The organism is Mesorhizobium sp. M3A.F.Ca.ET.080.04.2.1 (genome assembly GCF_003952525.1).
In the GTDB taxonomy this organism is placed as follows: Bacteria; Pseudomonadota; Alphaproteobacteria; order Rhizobiales; family Rhizobiaceae; genus Mesorhizobium.
Genome location: NZ_CP034451.1, coordinates 3,365,352 through 3,387,753 on the forward strand (window position 1 = coordinate 3,365,352; position 22,402 = coordinate 3,387,753).

The following is a 22,402-nucleotide window of genomic DNA, read 5'->3' on the forward strand; positions in this document are numbered from 1 at the left end:
GGATGACCATGCCGCTCGACCGCAGCCCAGGCTTCGGTGTCTACATCCACTGGCCGTTCTGCGCGGCCAAATGCCCGTACTGCGACTTCAACAGCCATGTTCGCCACCAGCCGGTCGACCAGGAGCGTTTTGCACGCGCCTTCGCGATGGAGTTGGCGGCCATGCGCGCCCGCACCGGCCCGCGCGAAGTGACCAGCATCTTTCTTGGCGGCGGCACGCCATCGCTGATGAAGCCGGAAACGGTTGGCGCGGTGCTGGAAGCGGTGGCGAAGAACTGGACGGTGCCCGCCGGGATCGAGGTGACGCTCGAGGCCAATCCGTCCTCGGTCGAGGCCGAGCGCTTCCGCGGCTATCGCGCGGCCGGCGTCAACCGCATCTCGCTCGGCGTGCAGGCGCTGAACGACAAGGACCTGCGCTTCCTGGGGCGGCTGCACAATGTCGCGGAGGCGCTGCATGCGATCGGGCTGGCGCGGGAAATCTTTCCGCGGCTGTCCTTCGACCTGATCTACGCGCGGCCTGGCCAGACGCCGGAGGCCTGGCGGGCGGAACTCGAAGAAGCGATCGGCCATGCCGCCGACCACCTGTCGCTCTACCAGCTGACCATCGAGGAGGGGACGCCGTTCCATGCGCTGCACGCGGCACGGAAGTTCATCCTCCCCGACAACGACCATGCCGCCGACCTTTACGCGCTGACACAGGACGTCACCGAGGCGCATGGGCTGCCGGCCTATGAAATCTCCAATCATGCGCGGCCGGGGGCCGAGAGCCGTCACAATCTGACCTACTGGCGCTATGGCGAATATGTCGGGGTCGGGCCGGGCGCGCATGGCCGCTTCGTCGAGAATGGCCGCCGCACCGTGACCGTCGCGGAAAGAATGCCGGAGACCTGGGCCAATCTGGTCGAGGCCAAAGGCCACGGCGTCACCGGCGGCGAGGTGCTGACCCGCACTGAGGAAGCCGACGAGTTCCTGCTGATGGGGCTGAGGCTTGCCGAAGGCATCGACCTCGCGCGCTACGAGGCGCTTTCTGGACGCGGCCTATCGAGCGCGAGGCTTTCGGTGCTGCAGCAGGAGGGACTGGTGGCGCCGGTCGGCAATGCCCGCCTGCGCGCCACCACCGCCGGCATGATCGTGCTCGACGCCGTGGTGGCGGATCTGGCGCGGTAACACCTTTGAAGAATGTTCTGTTCGTCTGCAGCCAGAACCGCCTGCGCAGTCCGACGGCCGAGCAGGTGTTCTCCAAGCGCCGCGACATCGAGGTCGAATCGGCCGGCACCAATCACGATGCCGACAATCCGCTGACGCATGAACTCGTCGCCTGGGCCGACATCATCTTCGTCATGGAAAAGGCGCATCGGGCCAAGCTGCAAAAGAAATTCCGGGCGAGCCTGAAGGGGGCCAGACTGATCTGCCTCGACATCCCGGACGACTACGCGTTCATGGATCCGGAACTGGTGCGGATTCTGGAGGCGAGGGTAGGCAGATATCTCTGAGGATGTGGCGCTTCCCCGCGCATTCGTCATTCTCGGGCTTCAACGGCATGGATCCCAGGGTCTGCGCGCGTCGCTCCGCTCCCGCCTTGGGATGATGACCGCGAACGTCGCCAGATGCTTCAAGCGTCGTGCTTCTGGCGGTGCTTGCCGCGGGTCTTATCCGCATGCGCCTCGCCGTTGCGGACCGGCTTCTGGTCCGCCTTGCCGCGGCGGGCGCCGTGCTGGGCGGCGATCGGATGTGGGGGAATGCCCTCGCGGGCGGTCTTGCTTTCAAGTCGGCTGATGAAAATGTCGAAGCGATTGGGCATCGTCCGGTCAGTGCTCCGTCGTGCTTTCGGTTTCGTTCGGGACGTCTTGAACCGCAGGGCGCGGAAGCGGCTTCATCACTTCCTCGTCCTTTGTCCTGGCGGCGGGTTCCCCATTCTCCGCACCGGCAACCCTTTCCGATCCGGCAAAGCGCTTGCAGCCCGAATAGTAGGGCGTGAAAGCGTCCTGTATGATCAGGCTGTCCATCCTGTCCTCCTCCTCGGGGAATCAGGAGTAAATCCGCCTTGCGCGGTTTGGTTCCGCATCGTGGCAAAGGCATGGCGATCGCCTTTGCATCGCCATCACGTTTTGCAACCGGAGATCAGCCGTGGCAAACAGACCTTGTTCTTGCGCAATTCCGGGCGGAAAACCGCTGCGCACTTGCTCGGAGGGGAGGGCTTCAATTGAGCAGCGAGAAACGCAGCTATGTGATCGGGCAGACCGAGATGCCGGCGCGGCCGCTGGAGCCGGCGCTCTATCTGGTGGCGACGCCGATCGGCAACCTTGCCGACATCACGCTGCGCGCGCTGGAGACGCTGGCGAGTGCCGATGTCGTCGCCTGCGAGGACACGCGAGTCTCGCGCGTGCTGCTCGATCGCTACGGCATCCGCCGCCGCACCACGGCCTATCACGATCACAATGCCGCCGAGGCCGGGCCGAAGCTGATCGAGGCGCTCGCAGCGGGGCAGAGCGTGGCGCTGATTTCGGATGCCGGCACGCCGCTGGTGTCCGATCCTGGCTACCGGCTGGTCGGCGAAGCGCTGGAGCGCGGCATCCGCGTCGTGCCGGTGCCTGGGCCTTCGGCGGCGCTCGCAGCGCTGACCGCTTCCGGGCTCCCCTCCGATGCGTTCCTGTTCGCCGGGTTTTTGCCGGCCAGGGCCGGGCAGCGGCTGACCAAGCTCGAAAACTACAGGCAGGTTGCGGCGACGCTGATCTTCTTCGAATCGCCGCGCCGGCTCGCCGAGACGCTTGCCGCGATGGTCGAGGCGCTCGGCGGCGCGCGCAAGGCCGCGATCGGCCGCGAGCTGACCAAGACTTTTGAGGAAATGCGCACCGGCACGCTTGCCGCGCTCGCCGATCACTATGCGGCGGCCGACACGCCGAAGGGCGAGATCGTGATCTGCGTCGGCCCAGCGGAAGCAATGGCGGACCAACCGGCCGACATCGACCGGCTGCTGTTGTCGCTCGCGGCCGAAATGCCGGCCTCCAAGGCGGCGGCGGAGGCGGCCAAGATGACCGGCGGCCAGAAACAGGCGCTTTACCGGCGGCTGCTGGAGCTCAGGGAAGTCAACGGTGACTGAGCGCGGCGTCGGCAATCGGCGCAAGGCCTATCGGCGCGGCCATCGCAGCGAGTGGCTGGCGGCGCTGGCGCTGATGCTAAAGGGCTACCGGATTCTCGCGCGCCGCCACCGCACCAGGCTGGGCGAGATCGACCTGATCGCCAGGCGCGGCGATCTGGTGCTGTTCGTCGAGGTCAAGGCGCGCCGCACGCTGATCGAGGCGATGGAAGCGATCGCCCACAGTTCGGAGCGCCGCATCGAGGGCGCCGCCGATCTCTGGCTGTCGCGCCAGCCGGATTATGGCCGGCTGTCGGCGCGCTTCGACATGGTGGCCGTGCTGCCCTGGCGCTGGCCGGTGCATGTCGAGAACGCGTTTTATGGCAGGAATTGAGCCATCCACTTCGCGGCGGTTTAGCCTCACCCCCAGATCATCAGCGCCACCAGGCCGAGCCCGCCGACCACCAGCCGCCACCAACCGAACAGCGAATAGCCGTTGCGTGAGACGTAATCGAGCAGGAAGCGCACGACGATCAGCGCGCTGACGAAGGCGGCGACGAAACCGACGGCGATGATCGGCAAGTCGGCCGAGGTCAGCACGTTGCGGTTCTTGAACAGGTCGTAGGCGAAGGCGCCGACCATGGTCGGCATGGCGAGGAAGAAGGAGAACTCGGCGGCCGCGCGCTTGTCGACACCCAAGAGCAGCGCGCCGACGATGGTGGAGCCGGAGCGCGAGGTGCCGGGGATCAGCGACAAGCACTGGAAGAGCCCGATCTGCAAATAGAGCCTGGTCGGGAAGCGTTCGACGTCACGGTAGTACGGCTTGAGATTCATGCGGTCGACCGCAAGCAGCACCGCGCCGCCGATGATCAGCATGATGCAGATCAGCCGTGGCGATTCGAACAGGAAGGTCTTGATGAAATCGTGCCCCAGCGCGCCGATGATCGCCGCCGGCAGGAAGGCGATCAGGATGCCAATGACGAAATGCCGGGTCAGCCGGTCATGGGGCAGTTCGAGCAGCATCTGCCAGAGGCGGCGGAAGTAGACGCTCAGGATCGCCAGAATCGCGCCGAGCTGGATCAGGATCTCGAAGGCCTTGCCGGTCGAGTGGAAGCCGAGGAAATGGCCGGCAAGCAGGATATGGCCGGTCGAGGACACCGGGATGAATTCGGTCAGGCCTTCGAGCAGTCCAAGCAACAGCGCTTCGACGATGGTCTGGCTTTCCATGGCAACCTCTGCTTTTCGAATGACGGCTTGGGAAAGGGCTTGCTTGTCATGGGACGGAAGTCCCCCTATAGGTCGCAGCACCCTGACAGTCCTGGAATCGGGCGGCCAAGACTTACCGGCGCCAAAAACGATTCGCCAGTGTGGCAATCCGGAATTCGCCGCACCTGGGAGCCGCGCACTGTGCTAATTCCGGATTCTGAGCCACACTGTCAACTTTGAGTTCTAGTGCGGTTTCGGATTTGAAGTTCCTGGACGCGCTGATGCCATTGAGGGTACAGGAACTTCAAATCCACCACACTAGTGCGCCCTATCATCGCGGAACCATGCTGACGCTTTTCCACCATCCGATGTTCGCCACCTGCCGGTTCGTGCGCCTCGCCTTCGGCGAATATGGCGAGGAGCTGGCGCTGATCGAGGAAAAGCCTTGGACGCGGCGCAAGGAGTTTCTGGCGCTGAACCCGGCCGGCACGCTGCCGATCCTGCTCGCCGAAGGCGACGTGCCGATCATCGGCGCCATGGTGATCGCCGAATATCTCGACGAGACGCGCGGCGTGCTCAAGCGCGACAAGCGGCTGTTCGCCGAGGATCCGATGCAGCGCGCCGAGATCCGCCGGCTGACCGACTGGTATCTCAGCAAGGCCGAAAGCGAGGTTACCCGCCATCTGGTGCGCGAGCGCGTGCTGAAGCCGGTCATGCCGGAGACGGCCGGCGGCGGCTCGCCCGATTCGGCCGCGATCCGTGCCGCGCGCGCCAATATCCGCCAGCACATGAAGTATACCAACTGGCTGGCCGGCACCCGCCATTGGCTGGCCGGCAACAGGGTGACCTATGCCGACCTCGCGGCGGCGGCGGCGCTTTCGGTGCTCGACTATCTCGGCGAGATCGACTGGCGCGAGCATACCGCGGCGCGCGAATGGTACACGCGGGTGAAATCGCGGCCGGCCTTCCGGCCGCTGCTGTCGGATCGGGTGCGCGGCCTGTCGCCGGTGTCGCATTATGCGGACCTCGATTTCTAGCAGGGCAAAACTGCGCGCGCTGATCGACGCGGAGGCGCGGCGCGCCGGCTTCGAGGCTATTGCCGTGACCACGCCGGACGCGATCCCTATGGCGCCCGCGCGGCTGGCGGAATTCGTCGCCGACGGTTTTCACGGCTCGATGGGCTGGATCGCCGAGACGATCGAGCGCCGCGCCGAGCCCTCGACGCTGTGGCCGGAGGTGCGCTCGATCATCGTTCTGGCGATGAACTACGGGCCGGACCACGACCCGCGCGACGTGCTCGGCAGGCGCGACCGGGGCGCGATTTCGGTCTACGCGCAAAACCGCGACTATCACGACGTGATGAAGGGCCGGCTGAAGGAAATCGCCGGCAAAATCGTCGCGCGCGCCGGCGGCGACGTGAAAGTCTTCGTCGATACGGCTCCAGTGATGGAAAAGCCGCTGGCCGAAGCCGCCGGCCTCGGCTGGCAGGGCAAGCACACCAACCTGGTCAGCCGCGCGCATGGCTCATGGCTGTTCCTCGGCACCATCTTTACGACGGCCGACCTCGAACCCGACGCGGCGGAAGAGGACCATTGCGGTTCCTGCCGCGCCTGCCTCGATGCCTGCCCGACCGGCGCTTTCCCGGCACCCTACCGGCTCGATGCGCGGCGCTGCATTTCCTACCTCACGATCGAGAACAAGGGGCCGATCCCGCACGAATTCCGCGAGGCGATCGGCAACCGCATCTATGGCTGCGACGATTGTCTCGCCGCCTGCCCCTGGAACAAGTTCGCCAGCGCTGCCTCCGACGCCAAGCTTGCCGCGCGCACCGATCTGCGCGAGCCGCCGCTGTCGGAACTCTTGAAGCTCGACGATCCGGGGTTCCGGGCTTTCTTCTCGGGCTCGCCGATCAAGCGCATCGGCCGCGACCGTTTCATCCGAAACGTGCTGATCGCCGCCGGCAATTCGGGCGATACTTCGCTGACGCCGGCCGTGCAAAGCCTGCTCGAAGACGGCTCACCGCTGGTGCGGGGTGCGGCAGTTTGGGCCCTGTCGCGACTTCTCTCCAACCGCGACTTTAGAGACCTCGCCACCGCCGTGTTGCAGACCGAAGGCGATCCAGCGGTGCGCGACGAATGGTTTTCGGCGCTGCCAGACCGCGCAGAGCTTCACTGATGGGGGTTCATTGATGGGCGAAAGACGCTTCTTCATCTTCGGCGCCGGCTATTCCGGCAAGGCGTTCGCGCGGGCCAACGAAAGCGGTGCGCCGATCCTGGGCACCACGCGCTCGCCAGAAAAGTCCGATGGGTTGCGCCACGCCGGCATCGAGCCATTGCGCTTCGACGGTTCGCTGACGGGTGAGATCAGCGACGCACTGCGGCAAACGACGCATCTCATCGTCTCGGTGGCGCCGGATGAAGCCGGCGACCCCGTCCTCAACGCCAGCGGCGAAACAATCCGGGCGCAAATGCCGGCGCTGGAATGGATCGGCTATCTCTCGACCGTCGGCGTCTATGGCGACCACGGCGGCGCCTGGGTCGACGAGAGCGCCGAATGCCGGCCGGTGTCCAAGCGCTCTGTGATGCGGGTGGCGGCCGAACAGGCGTGGCTGGCCCTTGGCCGAGAGATCGGGAAACCAGTGGCGATCCTGCGGCTTTCCGGGATTTACGGCCCGGGCCGTAATGCGCTTGGCAATCTCGAGGAGGGCACCGCGCGGCGGCTGGTCAAGCCCGGCCAGGTCTTCAACCGCATCCATTGCGACGACATTGCCGGCGCGCTCTGGCATCTGGCCGACAAAAATCTCGGCGGCATCTTCAACGTCACCGACGACGAGCCGGCGCCGCCGCAGGACGTCGTCGCCTATGCCGCCAAGCTGATGGGCGTCGAGGCGCCACCCGAAATTCCCTTCGAGACCGCCGAGCTTTCGCCCATGGCGCGGTCCTTCTATGGCGAGAACAAGCGCGTCACCAACAAGGCGATCAAGGCGGCCGGCTACGAATTCCGCTTTCCCAATTATCGTGCGGCCCTTGACCGGATGTGGACCGACGGGAACTGGCGCGACGGCGAGCCGCGCAGCCCCATGAAACGCTAGTGATCGAAGCGCGGCCCGCGACATGATATGATTCGCGCCACGCCAGACCGCTGACGGATCGACTGGAGAGGGAACCGGCCTGATGACATTGCGATCGCTGCCCGACAGGAAACCCTTCCTGAGCGCCGCGCTTGCGCTTGTGACGCTGACCGCGTTGGCCGCAGGCGCAATCTCTGCCGAGCAGAAGGCAAAGGACCTGTTCGGCGCCAAGAAACTGCCGGCCGTGGCATCGGCGCAATCCTTCGGCTTCTATTCCAAGGGCTGCTTCAGCGGCGGCGTTGCGCTGCCGATGGAAGGTCCGACCTGGGAAGTGATGCGTCCCTCGCGCAATCGCCGCTGGGGCCACCCGGTACTGATTGGGTTGATAGAGAAACTGTCGCGCGAGGCCCTGGCCGACGGCTGGCCAGGTCTCTTGATCGGCGACATCTCGCAGCCGCGCGGCGGCCCGATGACGACCGGCCATGCCTCGCACCAGATCGGGCTGGATGCCGACATCTGGCTGACGCCGATGCCGAGGCGAGCACTGACCTATGCGCAGCGCGAGACGATGAGCGCCACCTTGATGGTGAACGAAAAGACACATCTGGTGAAGGAGGCGCTGTGGACCCCGGCGCATACGCGGTTGTTCAAGCGGGCGGCCAGCTATCCGGAGGTCGAGCGCATCCTGGTCAATCCCGGCATCAAGAAGAAGCTGTGCGACACGGTCACCGGCGATCGCTCCTGGCTGCGCAAGATCCGCCCGTTCTGGGGCCATGACTATCATTTCCATATGCGCATCGGCTGCCAGCCCGGCTCGATGGGCTGCAAGGCGCAGGAGGCGACGCCTGCCGACGACGGCTGCGGCAAGGCGCTGGCCTGGTGGTTCACCGAGGAGCCGTGGCGGCCGAACAAGAATCCGGATGCGCCGAAGGCGCGCGACCTGATGACGATGGCCAACCTGCCGAGAGAATGCCAGGCGGTGCTCGCCGCGGCCGATGCGCCGTCGCTGCAAGCAGTCACCTATCAGGGCGGCAGCGCCACCGCGGTGGCGGTGGCCGAACCCCAGCCGAGCGAGCCGGCGCAGACGATCTCCAGCGATGCGGCTGCGCTCCCGGCGCAAGCCAGCGCCTTCGCCCCCACACCGAAGATCGGTATCCCGCTGCCAAGGCCAAGACCGGGGAACTGACGCCGAAGCCATTTGGGCGGGCCAATTGTCGAAGTCAGCGCCGTGCCTCATGCCCTACCGTGCCCAGCGGATAGAGGGGTTACAGATTGAACCGGATACATAGGTAACAGTTCTCCCCCTATGATGCGGCCGCCGCACGATTGGCGAAACCGCCAACGAGCTTCCCTCTCCTCGTCCTTATATGGAAGAGGACGCCGGCAGGCAGGTGAGGGGCGGCGCCGACGCTGGATAGATAGGCACCGAAGCGGCTTTCCCTTTCCAGGGTCATGCGCTAGTCAACGCACAGACGACGGCGGGTGGCCCGAACAGGGACGAGCAGACAGAATGGCAGGCGAAGACGACACAGCGCTGCGGTTTCCGGTCTTGATCGGCGACATAGGTGGCACAAATGCGCGGTTTTCGGTCGTGCTCGACGCCAATTCGGAAGCGACCGAGCCGCAGATCGTCCAGACGGCCAATTTCAAGACCATCGACGAGGCGATCCAGGCGGCGGTGCTCGACCGCTCGTCGGTGCGGCCGAATTCGGCAGTGCTGGCGGTGGCCGGTCCGGTCGACGGCGACGAGATCCGGCTCACCAACTGCCCCTGGGTGGTCAAGCCCCGCCAGATGTTCACCAATCTGGGCTTGAGCGAGATCGTCGTGCTCAACGATTTCGAGGCGCAGGCCCTGGCCGTCGTGGCGCTGGGCGAAGAGCATATGGAAAAGATCGGCGGCGGCACGCCGGAGCCCAATGCCGGCCGGGTCGTTCTCGGCCCCGGGACCGGGCTCGGCGTCGCCGGGCTGATTTACGCGCTGCGCCACTGGATTCCGGTTCCAGGCGAAGGCGGCCACATGGACATCGGTCCGCGCACGCCGCGCGACTTCGAGGTGTTTCCGCATATCGACAAGCTCGATGGCCGCATCTCCGGCGAGCAGATCCTGTGCGGCCGCGGGCTGGTCAACCTCTATCGCGCGGTGGCCAAGGCCGACGCCAGGCCAATGCCGTTCACGACGCCGGCCGAGGTCACCGCGGCGGCGCTCTCGAAATCCGACGCTGTGGCGGAAGAGGCGCTGTCGCTGTTCGTCACCTGCCTCGGACGCACCGCCGGCGACCTGGCGCTGGTGTTCATGAGCCGGGGCGGCGTGTTCTTGACCGGCGGCATCGCGCAGAAAATCGTGCCGGCGCTGAAGGCCGGCAATTTCCGCGCCGCCTTCGAGGACAAGGCGCCGCACAGCGCCCTGCTGCGCGCGATGCCGGTCTATGTCATCACGCATCCGCTGGCGGCGCTTCTCGGCCTCGCGGCCTATGCCAGGACGCCGTCGCTGTTCGGCGTCCAGACGGCAGGTCGGCACTGGCGGGCGTAGCTTTTCGAGCTCTCGGAACCGCAGCGTCAGGTCCCGAACCGCGCCGCGACGAAGTTTCGCCATAGGCAAGGAGCAACCGGGGCGCTAAGAGAAGTGCCAAATCTTGCCGCCTCGGTCCTGCGAGAACCACGAAGCACTCCTGATTTGACAGCTCAAGCCCAAAACATGCTGAAGGTGCGGCCCGGCGAGGTTACGGCGGTGCTGCGCCGCATCCTCAAGGAAAACGGCAATGAATATCGCTGGTCCTATGTGGTCGCCGTCGCCTGCCTGCTGATCGTCTCGGGCACGACGGCCTTCACGGCGTGGATCATGGCGCCGATGGTCGACCAGATCTTCTACGAACGGCGCGGCGACATGATCGTCTGGATCTGCGCCGGCTTCATGGCAGCCTTCCTGCTGCGCGGCTTCGCCGGCTACGGCCAGGCGGTGACGCTGGCCAAGATCGGCAACAATCTGGTGGCGCGCTACCAGAAGCGCATCTTCGACCATCTGATGAAGCTCGGCGTCGGTTTCTTCAACGACACACGGTCCGGCCGGCTGGCGGCACAGGTCAATGAGAATGTCGGCGGCATTCGCGACCTGCTGTCGCTGACGCTGACCTCGATCAGCCGCGACGCGGTCACGCTGGTCGGTCTTGTCGGCGTCATGATCTACCAGGATCCGGTGTTGTCGCTGAGTTCGCTGCTGATCGGACCGCCGCTGATCTGGGCGGTCGTCTACATCACCCGCCGGCTGCGGCGCATCAACCGCGAGTCCGTGCTCATCAACTCCCGGCTGACCGGGGCCGTGCAGGAGGCGACCCAGGGCATCGCAATCGTCAAGGCCTTCACCATGGAGCAGGAGCTGGCACGCCGCATCGGCGTCATGGCCGACACGGCGGAGCAGCGGAACAACAAGATCGCCCGCGTCTCGGAACGGCTGTCGCCGATCTCCGACATTCTGGCCGGTCTGGCCGTCACCGCGGTGCTGGCCTATTCCGGCTATCGGGCGCTGGTACTCGGGCAGCCGCCGGGCGCGGTCTTTTCCTTCATCACCGCGCTGATCATGGCCTACGACCCGGCGAGGCGCCTAGCCCGCATGCAGGTCGGCATGGAGCGCGCGCTGGTCAACGCCCGCATGATCTACGAGCTTCTCGATCTCGAGCCGCAGCAGAGCGACGCGCCAAACGCGGCCGAGGCCAGGATCACCAGGGGTGAGGTGCGCTTCAACAATGTCTCGTTCGGCTATTCGGCCGACCTGCCGGTGCTGCGCGATCTGAGCTTCACCGCCGCAGCCGGCAAGGTCACGGCCATCGTCGGCGCCTCCGGTGCCGGCAAATCGACGCTGGTGGCGCTGCTGCAGCGCTTCTACGACGTCGACGGCGGCAGCATCGAGGTCGATGGCCAGGACATTGCCAAGGTGACCAAGCATTCGCTGCGCCAATCGATCGCCTATGTGGCGCAGGCGCCCTATCTGTTCGAGGGCACGATCCGCGACAACATCCGCTACGGCCGGCTTGCCGCCACCGATGCCGAGATCGAGCTGGCGGCAAGGCAGGCCGCCGCCGACGAGTTCATCCGCCAGCAGCCGCGTGGCTACGACACACCTGTCGGCGAGAACGGCGTGACGCTGTCGGGCGGGCAGCGCCAGCGCGTCTCGATCGCCCGCGCCATCGTGCGCCAGGCGCCGATCCTTTTGCTCGACGAGGCGACCTCGGCGCTGGACAATGAGGCGGAAGCGCGCGTCCAGGAAGCGCTGACCCATGTCATGGAAGGGCGCACCACCATCGTGATTGCGCACCGGCTGTCGACCGTGGTCAACGCCGACCACATCATCGTGCTGGAGGAGGGCAGGCTGGTCGAGGAGGGCACGCATGCCTTGCTGATGGCCGATCCGAACAGCGTCTATGCCCGCTTCCATCGGGTGCAGGGCAAGAAGGGCCTGGGGCTTGTCGATGACGCCAAGCCAATCCAAACTCCGCCCCCGCGCAGCCGCGCGAAGAAGGCGGTCGGGAGAAACGCATGAGCGAAGCAGGCGATATGGGCCTGGTGGTGGTCGGCGCCGCCGGCCGCATGGGCCAGACACTGATCCGCGCCATCCACACCATGCCCGGCGCGCGCGTTGCCGGCGCGGTGGAGCGGCCGGGCTCGCCGCATCTCGGCAAGGATGCCGGCGAGCTTGCCGGCATCGGCATCATCAACGTGCCGATCGTCGACGACCCGCTGCCGGCCTTCGCCAAGGCCGACGGCGTGCTGGATTTTACGGCCCCTGGCGCAAGCGTCGAGTTCGCCGGCTATGCCGCGCAGGCGCGCATCATCCATGTCATCGGCACCACCGGCTGCTCGGCCGACGACGATGCCAAGATCGCGGCCGCGGCGCGCCATGCGACAATCGTCAAGTCCGGCAATATGAGCCTCGGCGTCAATCTGCTGGCGGTGCTGGTCGAACAGGCCGCGCGCGCGCTCGACCCGCAGGATTTCGACATCGAGATCCTGGAAATGCATCACAAGCACAAGGTCGACGCCCCGTCCGGCACGGCGCTGCTGCTCGGCGAGGCGGCGGCCAATGGCAGAGAGATCGCGCTCGCGGACAACAGCGTGCGGGTGCGCGACGGCCATACCGGGGTGCGCAAGGCGGGCACGATCGGCTTCGCCACGCTGCGCGGAGGGTCGGTGGTCGGCGACCACAGCGTCATGCTGGCCGGCACCGGCGAGCGCGTCACGCTCTCCCACCACGCCGAGGACCGGGCGATCTTCGCCCGCGGCGCCGTCAAGGCCGCACTCTGGGCACGAGGCAGGAAGCCCGGCCTCTATTCCATGCGGGACGTGCTCGGTCTCGCCTGAGACGACCCGGAAAAACTTGTCATTCCGCAATTCCGGAGGGGAAAACCCGCTCTGGTGTTGTTCAACGAAGGAGCAAACATGTCGGGAACTCTCGTGCTCGTGCGCCATGGCCAGAGCGAATGGAACCTGAAGAACCTGTTCACCGGCTGGCGCGACGTCGACCTGACCGAGCAGGGCAATGCGGAAGCTCTTGCCGCCGGCGAGAAGCTCAAGGCACGCGGGTTGAAATTCGATATCGCCTTCACCTCCGACCTGAAGCGGGCGCAGGAGACGTGCCAGCACATCCTCGACGTGGTCGGCCAAAGCGATCTCGAGACCATTCGCCACCTGGCGCTCAACGAGCGCGACTATGGCGACCTTTCCGGCCTCAACAAGGATGACGCGCGCAAGAAGTGGGGCGAGGAGCAGGTGCATGTCTGGCGCCGCTCCTACGACGTCGCGCCGCCCGGCGGCGAAAGCCTGAAGGACACCGGCGCCCGCGTGTGGCCCTATTACCTGCACGACGTGCAGCCGCATGTGCTGCGGGGCGAGACCGTGCTGGTCGCCGCGCACGGCAATTCGCTGCGGGCGCTGATCATGGCGCTGGACGGCAAGAGCGGCGAGGAGATCGTCAAGCTCGAGCTCGGCACCGGCGTGCCGGTGATCTACAAGCTCAACGCCGATTCCACCGTGGCTTCGAAGGAAGTGCTGGCGGGGTGAGCCGGCGGCCAGCCGGGTTTGAAAAAAGCGCGTTGACACGCTTCGTTCGCCCGCTTACATGAGCCCGCACCAGCCCAGATGGCGGAATTGGTAGACGCGCACGGTTCAGGTCCGTGTTCCGCAAGGAGTGGAGGTTCGAGTCCTCTTCTGGGCACCAAATTCCCGTTTCAGACGCTCTGAAGCGATGAGCAAAAAGCCCGGATTTTCCGGGCTTTTTTGTGCCCTGCAACTCGTCCCGAGTTGAACCGTTCCTATCTTGTCGGTCAACCCGAGGTTCCGTGATGCCCAAGCCATTCAAGGAATGGAAGGTTCTGCCGCATGGCAGGCTCACTTCTGTCGACGACAATATTCTGACGGTGACCGGCGACATACCGATGCCCGTCGGCAACATGAAACGGCGCATGACCGTGGTGCGATTGCGCGACCAACGGCTCGTCATCTTCAGCGCCATCGCGCTTGATGACGACCAGATGCGCGCGATCGAGGCCTTTGGCCAGCCGGCCTTCCTGATCGTCCCGAACAATCATCACCGGCTCGATGCAAAGCCATGGAAGGACCGCTATCCCGGCCTTCAGGTGATTGCACCGCCGGGCGCGCTCGACAGCGTCGGGAAGGCGGTACATGTCGATGCGACACGCGGCGACTTTGGCGACCCCGACGTCAAGCTCATCACCGTCCCCGGAACCGGCGAGCGCGAAGCGGCGCTGCAGGTTGACGGACCAAACGGCACGACGCTCGTCCTCAACGATCTCGTCGGCAACATCCGCGATGCATCCGGCTTTGCAGGCTGGGCGTTGCGAATGATGGGATTTGCCGGTGATGAGCCGCATATACCCTTGCCGGTCAAGCTGACGATGGTCGGCCACAAGGCCGCGCTCGCAGCGCAGTTGAGACGATGGGCGGAACAACCAGCGCTCAAGCGCATCCTTGTATCGCATGGCTCCGTCATCACGGATGATCCGCAGGGGGCCTTGCGCAAGCTGGCGACGTCGCTCGGATAGATGAAAGCATAGCGACCAACCTCCCCTGGCGGCCAGGTGCCGAACAAAGCGCTTCAAACCCGGCGACCGCGGCGCTACGCTCGCCCCATGGCCCCTTTCGTCAGCCCGACCATCGCTGCTCGTCGCGACCAGATGTTTCCCGTCCTGGCCGATGCGGACATCGAGCGGATGCGCCGGTTTGGCGAACCTGGTGCCTATGCCGCGGGCGACCGCATCGTCACGGCCGGCGAGGTGTCGCCCGGGCTGATCGTCATCCTGTCGGGCAAGGTCGAGATCACGCAGGCCGGCGGGCTCGGCCGGCCCGAGCCGATCATCACCTACGGCGCCGGCAACTTCATTGGCGAGCTGGCGCAGCTTTCGAGCCGGCCGTCCCTAGTCAATGCCGAGGCGATCGAACCGGTCGAGGCCATCGTCATCCCCTCGCAGCGGCTGCGCGACCTGATGGTGCAGGAGGCCAATCTCGGCGAGCGCGTCATGCGGGCGCTGATCCTGCGCCGTGTCGGCCTGCTGGAGAGCGGGACCAGCGGACCGATCATCATCGGCCCTGGCGGCAATGGCGACGTGTTGCGGCTGCAGGGCTTTCTCACCCGCAGCGGCCTGCCGCACCGGGCGCTCGATTCCGACGACGATCCCTGCGCCAAGACGCTGATCGCGCGTTTCCACGTCGATCCGCACCATCTGCCGATCGTGCTCTGTCCGAATGGCAAGCTGCTGCACAATCCGGGCGAAAGCGAGCTCGCCCGCTGCGTCGGCGTGTTGCGGCCAGTCGATGCCGACAAGGTCTATGACGTCGCCATCGTCGGCGCCGGTCCCGCCGGGCTGGCGGCGGCGGTCTATGCGGCCTCCGAAGGACTGTCGACGATCGTGCTTGATTGCCGCGCCTTCGGTGGTCAGGCGGGGGCTTCCTCGCGCATCGAAAACTATCTCGGCTTCCCGACCGGCATTTCGGGCATGGCGCTGATGGCGCGCGCCTACAACCAGGCGCAGAAGTTCGGCGTCGAGATGGTGATCCCGGATGGGGCGAAGCTGCTCGGCGCCGCCGCCGAAGGCGCCCGCTATAAGCTCGAAGTCGGCGACGGCGAGATGGTGCGCACACGCACCGTGGTGATCGCCAGCGGCGCGCGTTACCGCCGCCTCGATATCGCCAACCTAGCGCAATTCGAGGGGACGTCCGTGCATTATTGGGCCTCACCGATCGAGGCGCGGCTGTGCCAGGACCAGGAGGTGGCGCTGGTCGGCGCCGGCAATTCGGCCGGCCAGGCGGCCGTCTATCTGGCGAGCCAGGTGCGCCAGGTGACGCTCTTGGCGCGGCGCGACAGCCTCAATGCCACCATGTCACGCTACCTGGTCGAGCGCATCGAGGCGCAGCCGAACATCGAGGTGCTGGCAGAGACCGAGATCACGGCACTGGAAGGCCACGACGGCAATCTCGACCGGGTGCGCTGGCGCAACCGGCTCACCGGCGAGGAGACGGCGCGCGCCATCCATCATATCTTCCTGTTCATCGGCGCCGACCCCAACACCGACTGGCTGGCTGATTGCAATGTGGCGCTCGACGCCAAGGGCTTCGTTCGCACCGGCCCGGACGTGAAACCGGGACATGGGTTGATGGAGACGAGCCGCAGCGGCGTGTTCGCCATCGGCGATGTGCGCTCCGGCTCGACCAAGCGGGTCGCCGCCGCCGTCGGCGAAGGCGCCCAGGTGGTGGCGGCACTGCATGCCTATCTTGCGCAGAACGGCGACCCCCCCGGTGAGAACGAACCCAGGAGACCGTGATGGACGAATGTGGGCATACGGACGGCATCAAGGACGTCACGCCGAGCGCGCTCGGCTGCGAGGAATGCCTGAAGAGCGGATCCTGGTGGGTGCATCTCAGGCTCTGCCGCACCTGCGGCCATGTCGGTTGCTGCGACGACTCGCCCAACCGCCACGCCACCAAGCATTTTCACGCGACCCAGCATCCGGTCATCGAGGGCTACGATCCACCGGAAGGCTGGGGCTGGTGCTATGTCGACGAGGTCTTCATCGACCTCGGCGCGCGGACGACGCCGCAGAACGGCCCAATACCGCGCTTTGTTTGATTTGAACAGTGAGTTAGCATAGTTGAGATAATGAAGACCAAGCTCCCAGACAAAGCTCGCAAGGGCATATCCGACGCTCCCATTGAGCCGAAAGAGTTGCTTGATCGAACGCTCATTACGGTCACGGCAGCAGCCTATGCGCAGTTTGTCGCCCAGCTTGACGCGCCTCCGAAGCCCAATGAGAGATTGCGCAAAACGATGAACGCGCCTCTGCCTTGGAAGAACGAATAACGATCTCGCGGCGAAGCCGCCCTACTTCACCGAACTGGTGACGGTGCGGTCGAGGGCGCTGGGGTCGCGGTTGTTGCCGGCGAGCGCGCCGATGATCAGAAGGCTGACGATGATCGGCACAAACAGCATGGCGACACGCGCTTGCACGTAGAAAATGGCACGCCATTCGTTGCGTTTTTCGGGGTCGTCGTTCATCGCGCTCACTCTGTCCTGCCTCCCGAGGCGGGAGATAGTAGCGAAGCGTTAAACAACCCCTTCCGATTCCGTTAACGCTGAGGTTTTGGCGGCACGGGCCATTGTTTGTTTAGCCCGCAGAATGCACGGCGCTGGCCACAAGCCATCAGGCGGCGGATGAAGGCGAGGCGGAATTTTCTGGCGCTGGTGCCGCCTGGCATCAATGGCCCAACCATGCTTCTAGCGCCGGCCGGCTCGCCCTTCGGCGAAAGGCGAGTATGCAGACTCAGCCGGGCCGTGACTGGCTCCGAAACTGAGTAGCAAAGGATGCCGCGACCACCACTCTTCCAGATGCGGCAGCAGCGACTTTCGCTTTTAGGACGAGACTGGGTCAGCCATGCCGGGACCCGGACTTTAGACCGTTCCCCGGCTTGGCCCGTGCGCCTTCTCTAACAAGGATTGCCAGGGGGACAAAGAGGGGCGTGGTGCGTTGCGCACTCATGCACACATTCGTTTCCTACTTTGTAAGCGCAACAACCGGTGTCACAGGTATAAGGCCCGCATTGCACAGAGACCTTTGTGACAAGCGGAGTCGACATTTGCGGTGCTGGCACCGGTTTTATGTAGGTAAAGGCCATCAACTGCGTCTTGTCAAAAACTTTGACTGCAGTTTCGTCCGAGGATGCCGTCGATAGGCACGTGACGGTGACTAGCGCCGCTATTAACACACGAAGCATTGTTTCCTCCTGCGCTAACTGCGTTACAGCAAGCGCATCTTGCAAACTATTCCACGAGTCCATTATCCATTGTTGCCTCACACTTGTTTCGTGGAATATTTTAAGTTGGAGTGGATTCGTAGCCGTCCGCTTCACCTCGCCGGCAGGGCAAACAGCCTGCCGCCGGCCGGCACGACGTCATCGATGCCGGCAAGCCGCAGGCAGTGCCAGGCCATGGCGTGATTGCTGGAGGTGACGGGGATACCGATGCGTCGTTCGAGCTCCGCCACCGCCTCGGCGACACGCAGACTGGTGCAGGAGATGAAGATCGCCTCGACGCCCGGTACGGCAGCCATGCGCTCGGCCGCCGCCTCGATCGACGCGAGCGAGATGCGGGCCGCTTCCCGGTCGTCGCGGCGGTCGAAGGTGGCGACGGCTGATATGTCGAGGCCGCGGCCATTGAAATAGCGGACCAGCCCCTTGTTGATCTCGGGCGCGTAGGGCGTGAGCAGGCCTATTCCCTTGACGCCCAATGCCTTGAAGGCGGCAAGCGCGCCGGTGACCGGCGTGGTGCAGGCGACACCCGGCCGCGCCTTGCGGATCTCGGCGAACACGGCTTCCTCGCCGAGGGTCATGGTGGCGGAAGTGCAGCCGAAGCCGACGACGTCGAGCGGGATGCTGGGCAGGATGAGGTCGACCGTCGGCGCGATCCGCGGGCCCATGGCGCGCAGCGTGTCGGGCGTGATGTCGTTGTCGTTGAAGAGGCGCGCCTCGTAGAAGGCGACGCCCGGAATGCGGACCAGCGCGCGGAACTCATGCTCCAGCGTCTGGTCGGTGGCAAGGATCGCCAGTCCGATCGCCGCGCGCGAGGCAAGGCCGCCGTCGATCTCCGACGGCAACACGCCCAGATCGACCGGCTTGGGATCGAGCGATTCCGAAGATTGCAGGCGGGTAGCAGCTGCGCTGACAGACATGGCATTCCCTTTCTTCTGATCGATCCTGCTCGGGTCCAGTCTTGGATCATGCTCTCAGTTCAAAAGACCGTCCATGGAAATGGCCGGCCGGCGTCCGGCGATCAGATCGGCGGTGATGCGGGCCGAACCATGCGACATGGTCCAGCCGATATGGCCATGCCCGGTGTTGAAGTAGAGATTGCGCAGGCGGCGACGTCCGAACTCAGGCAGGTTGTTCGGAGTCATGGGTCTGAGGCCCGCCCACATCTCGGCGCGGTCATAGTCGGCGCCTTCCGGGTAGAGCTCCTGCGTCACGCCCTTCATGAAGGCGAAATCGGCCGGCTTGTGGCTGGTGTCGTAGCCGGCGAACTCGGCCGTCGCGGTGATCCGCAGCCGGTCGCCGAAGCGCGACATGGCGACAAGATTGTGCTCGTCGACGGAAGCGATGGTCGGCGGCGCCGGCCGGTTGCCGACCGGAATGGTCAGCGAATAGCCCTTGATCGGATAGATCGGCAGGCTGATGCCGACCGTTTTGGCGATCAGCGGGCTGTAGGAGCCGAGCGCCAGCACATAGGCATCGCCCTTGAAGCTTCCCTTGTCGGTCAGCACCTGCGTGACGCCGTCGCCTGAGGTCTCGATGCCGGTGATTGTCGTGCCGGTATGGATCACACCGCCGCGCTCTACAACCTTTGCCGCAAGCGCCCGCGTGAACTTGGCCGGATCGCCGGTCTCGTCGGTCGGGCAATAGATGCCGCCGGCGATCTTTTCTTTGGCCGAGGCCAGCGCCGGATCGAGCGCAACGACGCCGTCGCGGTCGAGCACCTCGATCTGCTGCCCGTCCTCCTCCAAAAGCTTCATGTGCTCGACGCCCCTGTCGAGCGCCTGCTGGCTGCGGTGGAAATAGAGGATGCCGCGATCGTTGCGGTCGTAATCTATCTGCTCGTCGGCGATGACCTCGTGCAGGACGGATTGCGAATAGGCGGCAAGGCGATGCTTGAGCAGCGTGTTGCGACGGGCCTTCTCTGCCGTGCATTCCATCAGGAACAGCCATGACCAGCTGTAGAGCCTGGGATCGGACGAGAGCTTGAAGCGCAGAGCCTGGTCCTTCAGCACCAGCGATTTCAAAAGGATCATCGGCGCCTTCGGCGACGACCAGACGAAGGAATGTCCCGGCGCGATCATGCCGGCATTGCCCCAGCTGGTCTCGGCGGCGACCTGGGACTGGCGCTCGAGGACGATGACCTCGTGCCCATCCTTCTGCAGCTGATAGGCGGTGGTGACGCCAACCACGCCGCCGCCCAACACGATCACGCGCATGGCGCCTCCGGAGATCGCAAGCCGGCGCAGTTTAGAGCGTGGATTGCGGTCTGCAATGGCACACATACCGACATGTCGGCGGGACAGCGCCCCCTGGTGGCCTGCCGGCCATCTCCCCCACGAGGGACCCACTTGGGGAGGAGATCAGCAGCTTCGCCGGCACAGCTTTTCTGACAACGTTGGCGATTGGCGAAAGTCTGGGCGACATTCGATCGGCAGCACGTCAGCGCCAGCACATTCCTGATCAATCGCATCGGCGTGGCCGCTTCGAAAAGACGATCCTTCATCGCGATGGGCGCGCAATAATGAAGCGCAAGGAAGCGAAGCAGTCGCTCCAGCTTCTACTTGGGGACTGAGGGCCAGTCCTATTCGAGACTTCCAGCGCAGCGGTCCGGTTCTTCATTAACAATACGTTGACGCATTGCGAAAAAGTCATGACGAACTGTTTCGCGGCGACTCCAAACGTGTGCCTCTGCCATGGAACCGACAGACAGCTGCCGCATTTCCCGCCTCATTCGACACTTACCGGCGGGGCCTGTCTTGTAAACGGAGCTGTCCCCAAAGATGAAGAGAACCAAGCGGACCGCGCTTGTCGCGGTAACGGTCGCGGCTGGCCTGATGGCTGGCGCCTCGGCAGCTTCTTCGGCCGCCGCACAGTGCGGCCGAGCGTCCTGGTACGCGCTGCATTCCAGAACCGCCTCCGGCGAGCGCATGAACCCTTCGGCACTGACCGCCGCACATCGCACCTTGCCGTTCGGCACCAAGCTCAAGGTCACCAACAAGAACAACGGCCGCAGCGTCGTCGTTCGCATCAACGATCGCGGCCCGTTCGTCAGGGGCCGGGTGCTCGACCTCTCCCGCGGCGCGGCCGGCCAGCTCGGCTTCATCGGCTCGGGCCATACCGCGGTGTGCATGGCGCGGGTGTGAGGCAGCCATCGACCGTGACCATTGCCGGATGCGAAGGCCGGGTTCCGCCGGTGCGACCCTGCTGCCGGTGAATCCCGGTTCGGTGTCCGGCAACAGCGGCCGGACAGGTTTCCTGCACATTTCGGCAATGCACAGTGAGCCGGCGCCGCCGTTCGATGCGGGTTTTCAACACCTTGGACAAAAGAAGCATTGATCACTCGGCGTGACCTATTGCATCGCAACAATATCTTGTTAACGTCGTTGCGAGACATTTGAGGCTCGGCGCTGCCCGTCGTCGTTGAGTCGGAAGGCCGGCAGCGGAGTTGTCGATGTTCTACCAGCTCTACGAACTGAACCATGCGGCGCTGCAACCGGTCCGCCTTTACGCCGACGCGGTGCGGCTGCTTTATTCCAACCCACTCAATCCGATCTCGCATACGCCCTTCGGCCGTTCGGTCGCGGCGACCGCCGAGCTCTTCGAGCGCACCACGCGCCGCTACGGCAAGCCGCAATTCGGCCTGAGCAAGGCCGTGGTCGACTGGAACACGGTCGACGTCGTGGAAAGGACCGTCTGGTCCAGGCCGTTCTGCAACCTCGTGCGGTTCGAGCGGGCTCTGCCGGCAGGGCGCAAGCCGGACCCCAAGCTTCTGATCGTGGCGCCGATGTCCGGCCACTACGCGACGCTGCTGCGGGGCACGGTCGAGGCGATGCTGCCCCATGCCGACGTGCACATCACCGACTGGGTCGATGCCCGCATGGTGCCGCTCGCCGACGGCAGTTTCGACCTGGACGACTATATCGACTACATCATCGACATGTTCCACGCGCTTGGCCCCGACACCCATGTCATGGCGGTGTGCCAGCCTTCCGTGCCGGTGCTGGCGGCGGTTGCGCTGATGGAAAAGCGCGGCGATCCCTTCGTGCCTTCGACCATGACGCTGATGGGCGGCCCGATCGATACCAGGCGCAACCCGACCGCGGTCAATCTTCTCGCCGAGGAAAAGGGCAGCGGCTGGTTCCGCGACAACGTCATCATGAAGGCACCTTGGCCGGTGCCCGGCTTCGGCCGCGAGGTTTATCCCGGCTTCCTGCAGCTTTCGGGCTTCATGAGCATGAACCTCGACCGCCACATCCTCGCCCACAAGGACTTCTTCATGCACCTTGTGAAGAACGACGGCGACAGCGCCGAGAAGCATCGCGACTTCTACGATGAATATCTGGCGGTGATGGATCTGACGGCGGAATTCTACCTGCAGACCGTCGATACGGTGTTCGTGCGTCACGCTCTGCCGAAGGGCGAGATGAAGCATCGCGGCGAGGCGGTCGATCCTTCGGCGATCCGCAACGTCGCCCTGTTCACCGTGGAAGGCGAGAACGACGACATTTCCGGCCTCGGCCAGACCGAGGCCGCACATGACCTGTGCATCAACATTCCGCCCGACAAGCACGCGCATTACATGCAGCCGGCCGTCGGCCATTACGGCGTCTTCAACGGTTCGCGCTTCCGCTCCGAGATCGTACCGCGCATCGTCGACTTCATCACGGGCTATGGCAGGCAGAGCCGCGTGGCCGCGAAGCCCAAGCTGGTGCGCTCCGCCAAGGCGTGAAAGACAGATCCGCT

Annotated in this window: 24 protein-coding genes and 1 tRNA gene; 19 read left to right on the forward strand and 6 right to left on the reverse strand. The window is 65.0% G+C overall.

What is annotated here, in order from left to right:
* Nucleotides 1-2 precede the first annotated feature (2 nt).
* Both hemW and EJ074_RS16065 read left to right on the forward strand, forming a co-directional pair.
* On the forward strand, nucleotides 3-1,166 hold the full coding sequence (gene hemW, locus EJ074_RS16060) for a radical SAM family heme chaperone HemW (RefSeq protein ID WP_095805284.1): 1,164 nt from the start codon (nucleotides 3-5) through the stop codon (nucleotides 1,164-1,166).
* A gap of 5 nt (nucleotides 1,167-1,171) precedes the next feature.
* A complete protein-coding gene (locus EJ074_RS16065) occupies nucleotides 1,172-1,492 on the forward strand; it encodes a low molecular weight protein tyrosine phosphatase family protein (protein ID WP_095805285.1) in 321 nt (106 codons plus the stop codon).
* Nucleotides 1,493-1,611: 119 nt separating this feature from the next.
* Here EJ074_RS16065 and EJ074_RS16070 read toward each other — a convergent pair whose 3' ends face one another.
* Both EJ074_RS16070 and EJ074_RS16075 read right to left on the reverse strand, forming a co-directional pair.
* Nucleotides 1,612-1,800 (reverse strand): hypothetical protein, encoded by a 189-nt coding sequence (locus EJ074_RS16070; protein WP_095805286.1) that lies wholly within the window; start codon nucleotides 1,798-1,800, stop codon nucleotides 1,612-1,614.
* A gap of 7 nt (nucleotides 1,801-1,807) precedes the next feature.
* Nucleotides 1,808-2,005, reverse strand: a complete 198-nt coding sequence (locus EJ074_RS16075) for a hypothetical protein (RefSeq protein ID WP_095805287.1) — start codon at nucleotides 2,003-2,005, stop codon at nucleotides 1,808-1,810.
* A 197-nt stretch (nucleotides 2,006-2,202) separates the two neighbouring features.
* Here EJ074_RS16075 and rsmI point away from each other — a divergent pair, with 197 nt between their 5' ends.
* Together rsmI and EJ074_RS16085 are read left to right on the forward strand one after the other, a co-directional pair.
* Nucleotides 2,203-3,099, forward strand: coding sequence for a 16S rRNA (cytidine(1402)-2'-O)-methyltransferase (gene rsmI, locus EJ074_RS16080; protein WP_095805288.1), 897 nt, complete (start codon nucleotides 2,203-2,205; stop codon nucleotides 3,097-3,099).
* A complete protein-coding gene (locus EJ074_RS16085) occupies nucleotides 3,092-3,469 on the forward strand; it encodes a YraN family protein (RefSeq protein ID WP_095805289.1) in 378 nt (125 codons plus the stop codon). The genes rsmI and EJ074_RS16085 overlap by 8 nt, the downstream gene beginning before the upstream one ends.
* A 26-nt stretch (nucleotides 3,470-3,495) precedes the next feature.
* Here the strand turns inward: EJ074_RS16085 and EJ074_RS16090 are convergent, their stop codons facing one another.
* On the reverse strand, nucleotides 3,496-4,302 hold the full coding sequence (locus EJ074_RS16090; protein ID WP_095805290.1) for an undecaprenyl-diphosphate phosphatase: 807 nt from the start codon (nucleotides 4,300-4,302) through the stop codon (nucleotides 3,496-3,498).
* 323 nt (nucleotides 4,303-4,625) lie between these two features.
* On the opposite strand from EJ074_RS16090, the gene EJ074_RS16095 reads away from it, so the two are divergent.
* The 13 genes from EJ074_RS16095 to EJ074_RS16155 all read left to right on the forward strand — a co-directional run bounded on the left by EJ074_RS16095 (nucleotide 4,626) and on the right by EJ074_RS16155 (nucleotide 16,715).
* Nucleotides 4,626-5,318: a glutathione S-transferase family protein gene (locus tag EJ074_RS16095; RefSeq protein WP_095805291.1), complete on the forward strand. Its 693-nt coding sequence runs from the start codon at nucleotides 4,626-4,628 to the stop codon at nucleotides 5,316-5,318.
* Nucleotides 5,299-6,456: a tRNA epoxyqueuosine(34) reductase QueG gene (queG, locus tag EJ074_RS16100; protein WP_095805292.1), complete on the forward strand. Its 1,158-nt coding sequence runs from the start codon at nucleotides 5,299-5,301 to the stop codon at nucleotides 6,454-6,456. The genes EJ074_RS16095 and queG overlap by 20 nt, the downstream gene beginning before the upstream one ends.
* A gap of 13 nt (nucleotides 6,457-6,469) precedes the next feature.
* Nucleotides 6,470-7,372 carry an SDR family oxidoreductase gene (locus EJ074_RS16105; RefSeq protein WP_095805293.1) on the forward strand — a complete coding sequence of 301 codons (903 nt, stop codon included), beginning with the start codon at nucleotides 6,470-6,472 and terminating at the stop codon, nucleotides 7,370-7,372.
* A gap of 82 nt (nucleotides 7,373-7,454) precedes the next feature.
* The gene (gene mepA / locus EJ074_RS16110) at nucleotides 7,455-8,537 is read left to right on the forward strand and encodes a penicillin-insensitive murein endopeptidase (protein WP_095805294.1); all 1,083 of its coding nucleotides are present in this window, start codon (nucleotides 7,455-7,457) and stop codon (nucleotides 8,535-8,537) included.
* 324 nt (nucleotides 8,538-8,861) lie between these two features.
* Nucleotides 8,862-9,881, forward strand: a complete 1,020-nt coding sequence (locus EJ074_RS16115) for a glucokinase (RefSeq protein ID WP_095805295.1) — start codon at nucleotides 8,862-8,864, stop codon at nucleotides 9,879-9,881.
* 165 nt (nucleotides 9,882-10,046) lie between these two features.
* A complete protein-coding gene (locus EJ074_RS16120; protein ID WP_245420309.1) occupies nucleotides 10,047-11,885 on the forward strand; it encodes an ABC transporter ATP-binding protein in 1,839 nt (612 codons plus the stop codon).
* Nucleotides 11,882-12,703 carry a 4-hydroxy-tetrahydrodipicolinate reductase gene (gene dapB / locus EJ074_RS16125; RefSeq protein ID WP_095805297.1) on the forward strand — a complete coding sequence of 274 codons (822 nt, stop codon included), beginning with the start codon at nucleotides 11,882-11,884 and terminating at the stop codon, nucleotides 12,701-12,703. Before EJ074_RS16120 ends, dapB begins: the two co-directional genes overlap by 4 nt.
* A 78-nt stretch (nucleotides 12,704-12,781) precedes the next feature.
* Nucleotides 12,782-13,402, forward strand: coding sequence for a 2,3-bisphosphoglycerate-dependent phosphoglycerate mutase (locus EJ074_RS16130; RefSeq protein ID WP_095805454.1), 621 nt, complete (start codon nucleotides 12,782-12,784; stop codon nucleotides 13,400-13,402).
* A gap of 72 nt (nucleotides 13,403-13,474) precedes the next feature.
* Nucleotides 13,475-13,559 (forward strand) — tRNA-Leu (locus EJ074_RS16135).
* 124 nt (nucleotides 13,560-13,683) lie between these two features.
* A complete protein-coding gene (locus EJ074_RS16140; protein WP_095805308.1) occupies nucleotides 13,684-14,403 on the forward strand; it encodes a hypothetical protein in 720 nt (239 codons plus the stop codon).
* Between the two features lie 87 nt (nucleotides 14,404-14,490).
* On the forward strand, nucleotides 14,491-16,179 hold the full coding sequence (locus EJ074_RS16145) for an FAD-dependent oxidoreductase (protein WP_129553576.1): 1,689 nt from the start codon (nucleotides 14,491-14,493) through the stop codon (nucleotides 16,177-16,179).
* Nucleotides 16,179-16,484, forward strand: coding sequence for a UBP-type zinc finger domain-containing protein (locus EJ074_RS16150; protein ID WP_095805310.1), 306 nt, complete (start codon nucleotides 16,179-16,181; stop codon nucleotides 16,482-16,484). Before EJ074_RS16145 ends, EJ074_RS16150 begins: the two co-directional genes overlap by 1 nt.
* Before the next feature lie 30 nt (nucleotides 16,485-16,514).
* Nucleotides 16,515-16,715 carry a DUF1778 domain-containing protein gene (locus EJ074_RS16155; RefSeq protein WP_095805311.1) on the forward strand — a complete coding sequence of 67 codons (201 nt, stop codon included), beginning with the start codon at nucleotides 16,515-16,517 and terminating at the stop codon, nucleotides 16,713-16,715.
* Nucleotides 16,716-16,736: 21 nt separating this feature from the next.
* Here the strand turns inward: EJ074_RS16155 and EJ074_RS16160 are convergent, their stop codons facing one another.
* The 3 genes from EJ074_RS16160 to EJ074_RS16170 all read right to left on the reverse strand — a co-directional run bounded on the left by EJ074_RS16160 (nucleotide 16,737) and on the right by EJ074_RS16170 (nucleotide 19,875).
* A complete protein-coding gene (locus EJ074_RS16160; RefSeq protein ID WP_129553577.1) occupies nucleotides 16,737-16,919 on the reverse strand; it encodes a hypothetical protein in 183 nt (60 codons plus the stop codon).
* 838 nt (nucleotides 16,920-17,757) lie between these two features.
* Entirely contained in the window at nucleotides 17,758-18,579 is an 822-nt protein-coding gene (locus EJ074_RS16165; RefSeq protein WP_095805313.1) for an aspartate/glutamate racemase family protein, read from the reverse strand.
* Nucleotides 18,580-18,633: 54 nt separating this feature from the next.
* A complete protein-coding gene (locus EJ074_RS16170; RefSeq protein ID WP_129553578.1) occupies nucleotides 18,634-19,875 on the reverse strand; it encodes a D-amino acid dehydrogenase in 1,242 nt (413 codons plus the stop codon).
* A gap of 564 nt (nucleotides 19,876-20,439) precedes the next feature.
* Here EJ074_RS16170 and EJ074_RS16175 point away from each other — a divergent pair.
* Complete coding sequence (locus EJ074_RS16175) at nucleotides 20,440-20,802, forward strand: septal ring lytic transglycosylase RlpA family protein (protein WP_095805315.1); 363 nt, start codon at nucleotides 20,440-20,442, stop codon at nucleotides 20,800-20,802.
* Nucleotides 20,803-21,110: 308 nt separating this feature from the next.
* Entirely contained in the window at nucleotides 21,111-22,388 is a 1,278-nt protein-coding gene (locus tag EJ074_RS16180) for a polyhydroxyalkanoate depolymerase (protein ID WP_095805316.1), read from the forward strand.
* The last annotated feature ends 14 nt before the right edge of the window (nucleotides 22,389-22,402 follow it).

Coding starts and splice junctions, on each gene's coding strand:
- hemW (WP_095805284.1), top strand. CDS start 3: ATGACCATGCCGCTCGACCGCAGCCCAGGCTTCGGTGTCTACATCCAC.
- EJ074_RS16070 (WP_095805286.1), bottom strand. CDS start 1,800: ATGCCCAATCGCTTCGACATTTTCATCAGCCGACTTGAAAGCAAGACC.
- EJ074_RS16075 (WP_095805287.1), bottom strand. CDS start 2,005: ATGGACAGCCTGATCATACAGGACGCTTTCACGCCCTACTATTCGGGC.
- EJ074_RS16090 (WP_095805290.1), bottom strand. CDS start 4,302: ATGGAAAGCCAGACCATCGTCGAAGCGCTGTTGCTTGGACTGCTCGAA.
- EJ074_RS16095 (WP_095805291.1), top strand. CDS start 4,626: ATGCTGACGCTTTTCCACCATCCGATGTTCGCCACCTGCCGGTTCGTG.
- queG (WP_095805292.1), top strand. CDS start 5,299: ATGCGGACCTCGATTTCTAGCAGGGCAAAACTGCGCGCGCTGATCGAC.
- EJ074_RS16105 (WP_095805293.1), top strand. CDS start 6,470: ATGGGCGAAAGACGCTTCTTCATCTTCGGCGCCGGCTATTCCGGCAAG.
- mepA (WP_095805294.1), top strand. CDS start 7,455: ATGACATTGCGATCGCTGCCCGACAGGAAACCCTTCCTGAGCGCCGCG.
- EJ074_RS16115 (WP_095805295.1), top strand. CDS start 8,862: ATGGCAGGCGAAGACGACACAGCGCTGCGGTTTCCGGTCTTGATCGGC.
- EJ074_RS16120 (WP_245420309.1), top strand. CDS start 10,047: ATGCTGAAGGTGCGGCCCGGCGAGGTTACGGCGGTGCTGCGCCGCATC.
- dapB (WP_095805297.1), top strand. CDS start 11,882: ATGAGCGAAGCAGGCGATATGGGCCTGGTGGTGGTCGGCGCCGCCGGC.
- EJ074_RS16130 (WP_095805454.1), top strand. CDS start 12,782: ATGTCGGGAACTCTCGTGCTCGTGCGCCATGGCCAGAGCGAATGGAAC.
- EJ074_RS16140 (WP_095805308.1), top strand. CDS start 13,684: ATGCCCAAGCCATTCAAGGAATGGAAGGTTCTGCCGCATGGCAGGCTC.
- EJ074_RS16145 (WP_129553576.1), top strand. CDS start 14,491: ATGGCCCCTTTCGTCAGCCCGACCATCGCTGCTCGTCGCGACCAGATG.
- EJ074_RS16150 (WP_095805310.1), top strand. CDS start 16,179: ATGGACGAATGTGGGCATACGGACGGCATCAAGGACGTCACGCCGAGC.
- EJ074_RS16155 (WP_095805311.1), top strand. CDS start 16,515: ATGAAGACCAAGCTCCCAGACAAAGCTCGCAAGGGCATATCCGACGCT.
- EJ074_RS16165 (WP_095805313.1), bottom strand. CDS start 18,579: ATGTCTGTCAGCGCAGCTGCTACCCGCCTGCAATCTTCGGAATCGCTC.
- EJ074_RS16170 (WP_129553578.1), bottom strand. CDS start 19,875: ATGCGCGTGATCGTGTTGGGCGGCGGCGTGGTTGGCGTCACCACCGCC.
- EJ074_RS16175 (WP_095805315.1), top strand. CDS start 20,440: ATGAAGAGAACCAAGCGGACCGCGCTTGTCGCGGTAACGGTCGCGGCT.
- EJ074_RS16180 (WP_095805316.1), top strand. CDS start 21,111: ATGTTCTACCAGCTCTACGAACTGAACCATGCGGCGCTGCAACCGGTC.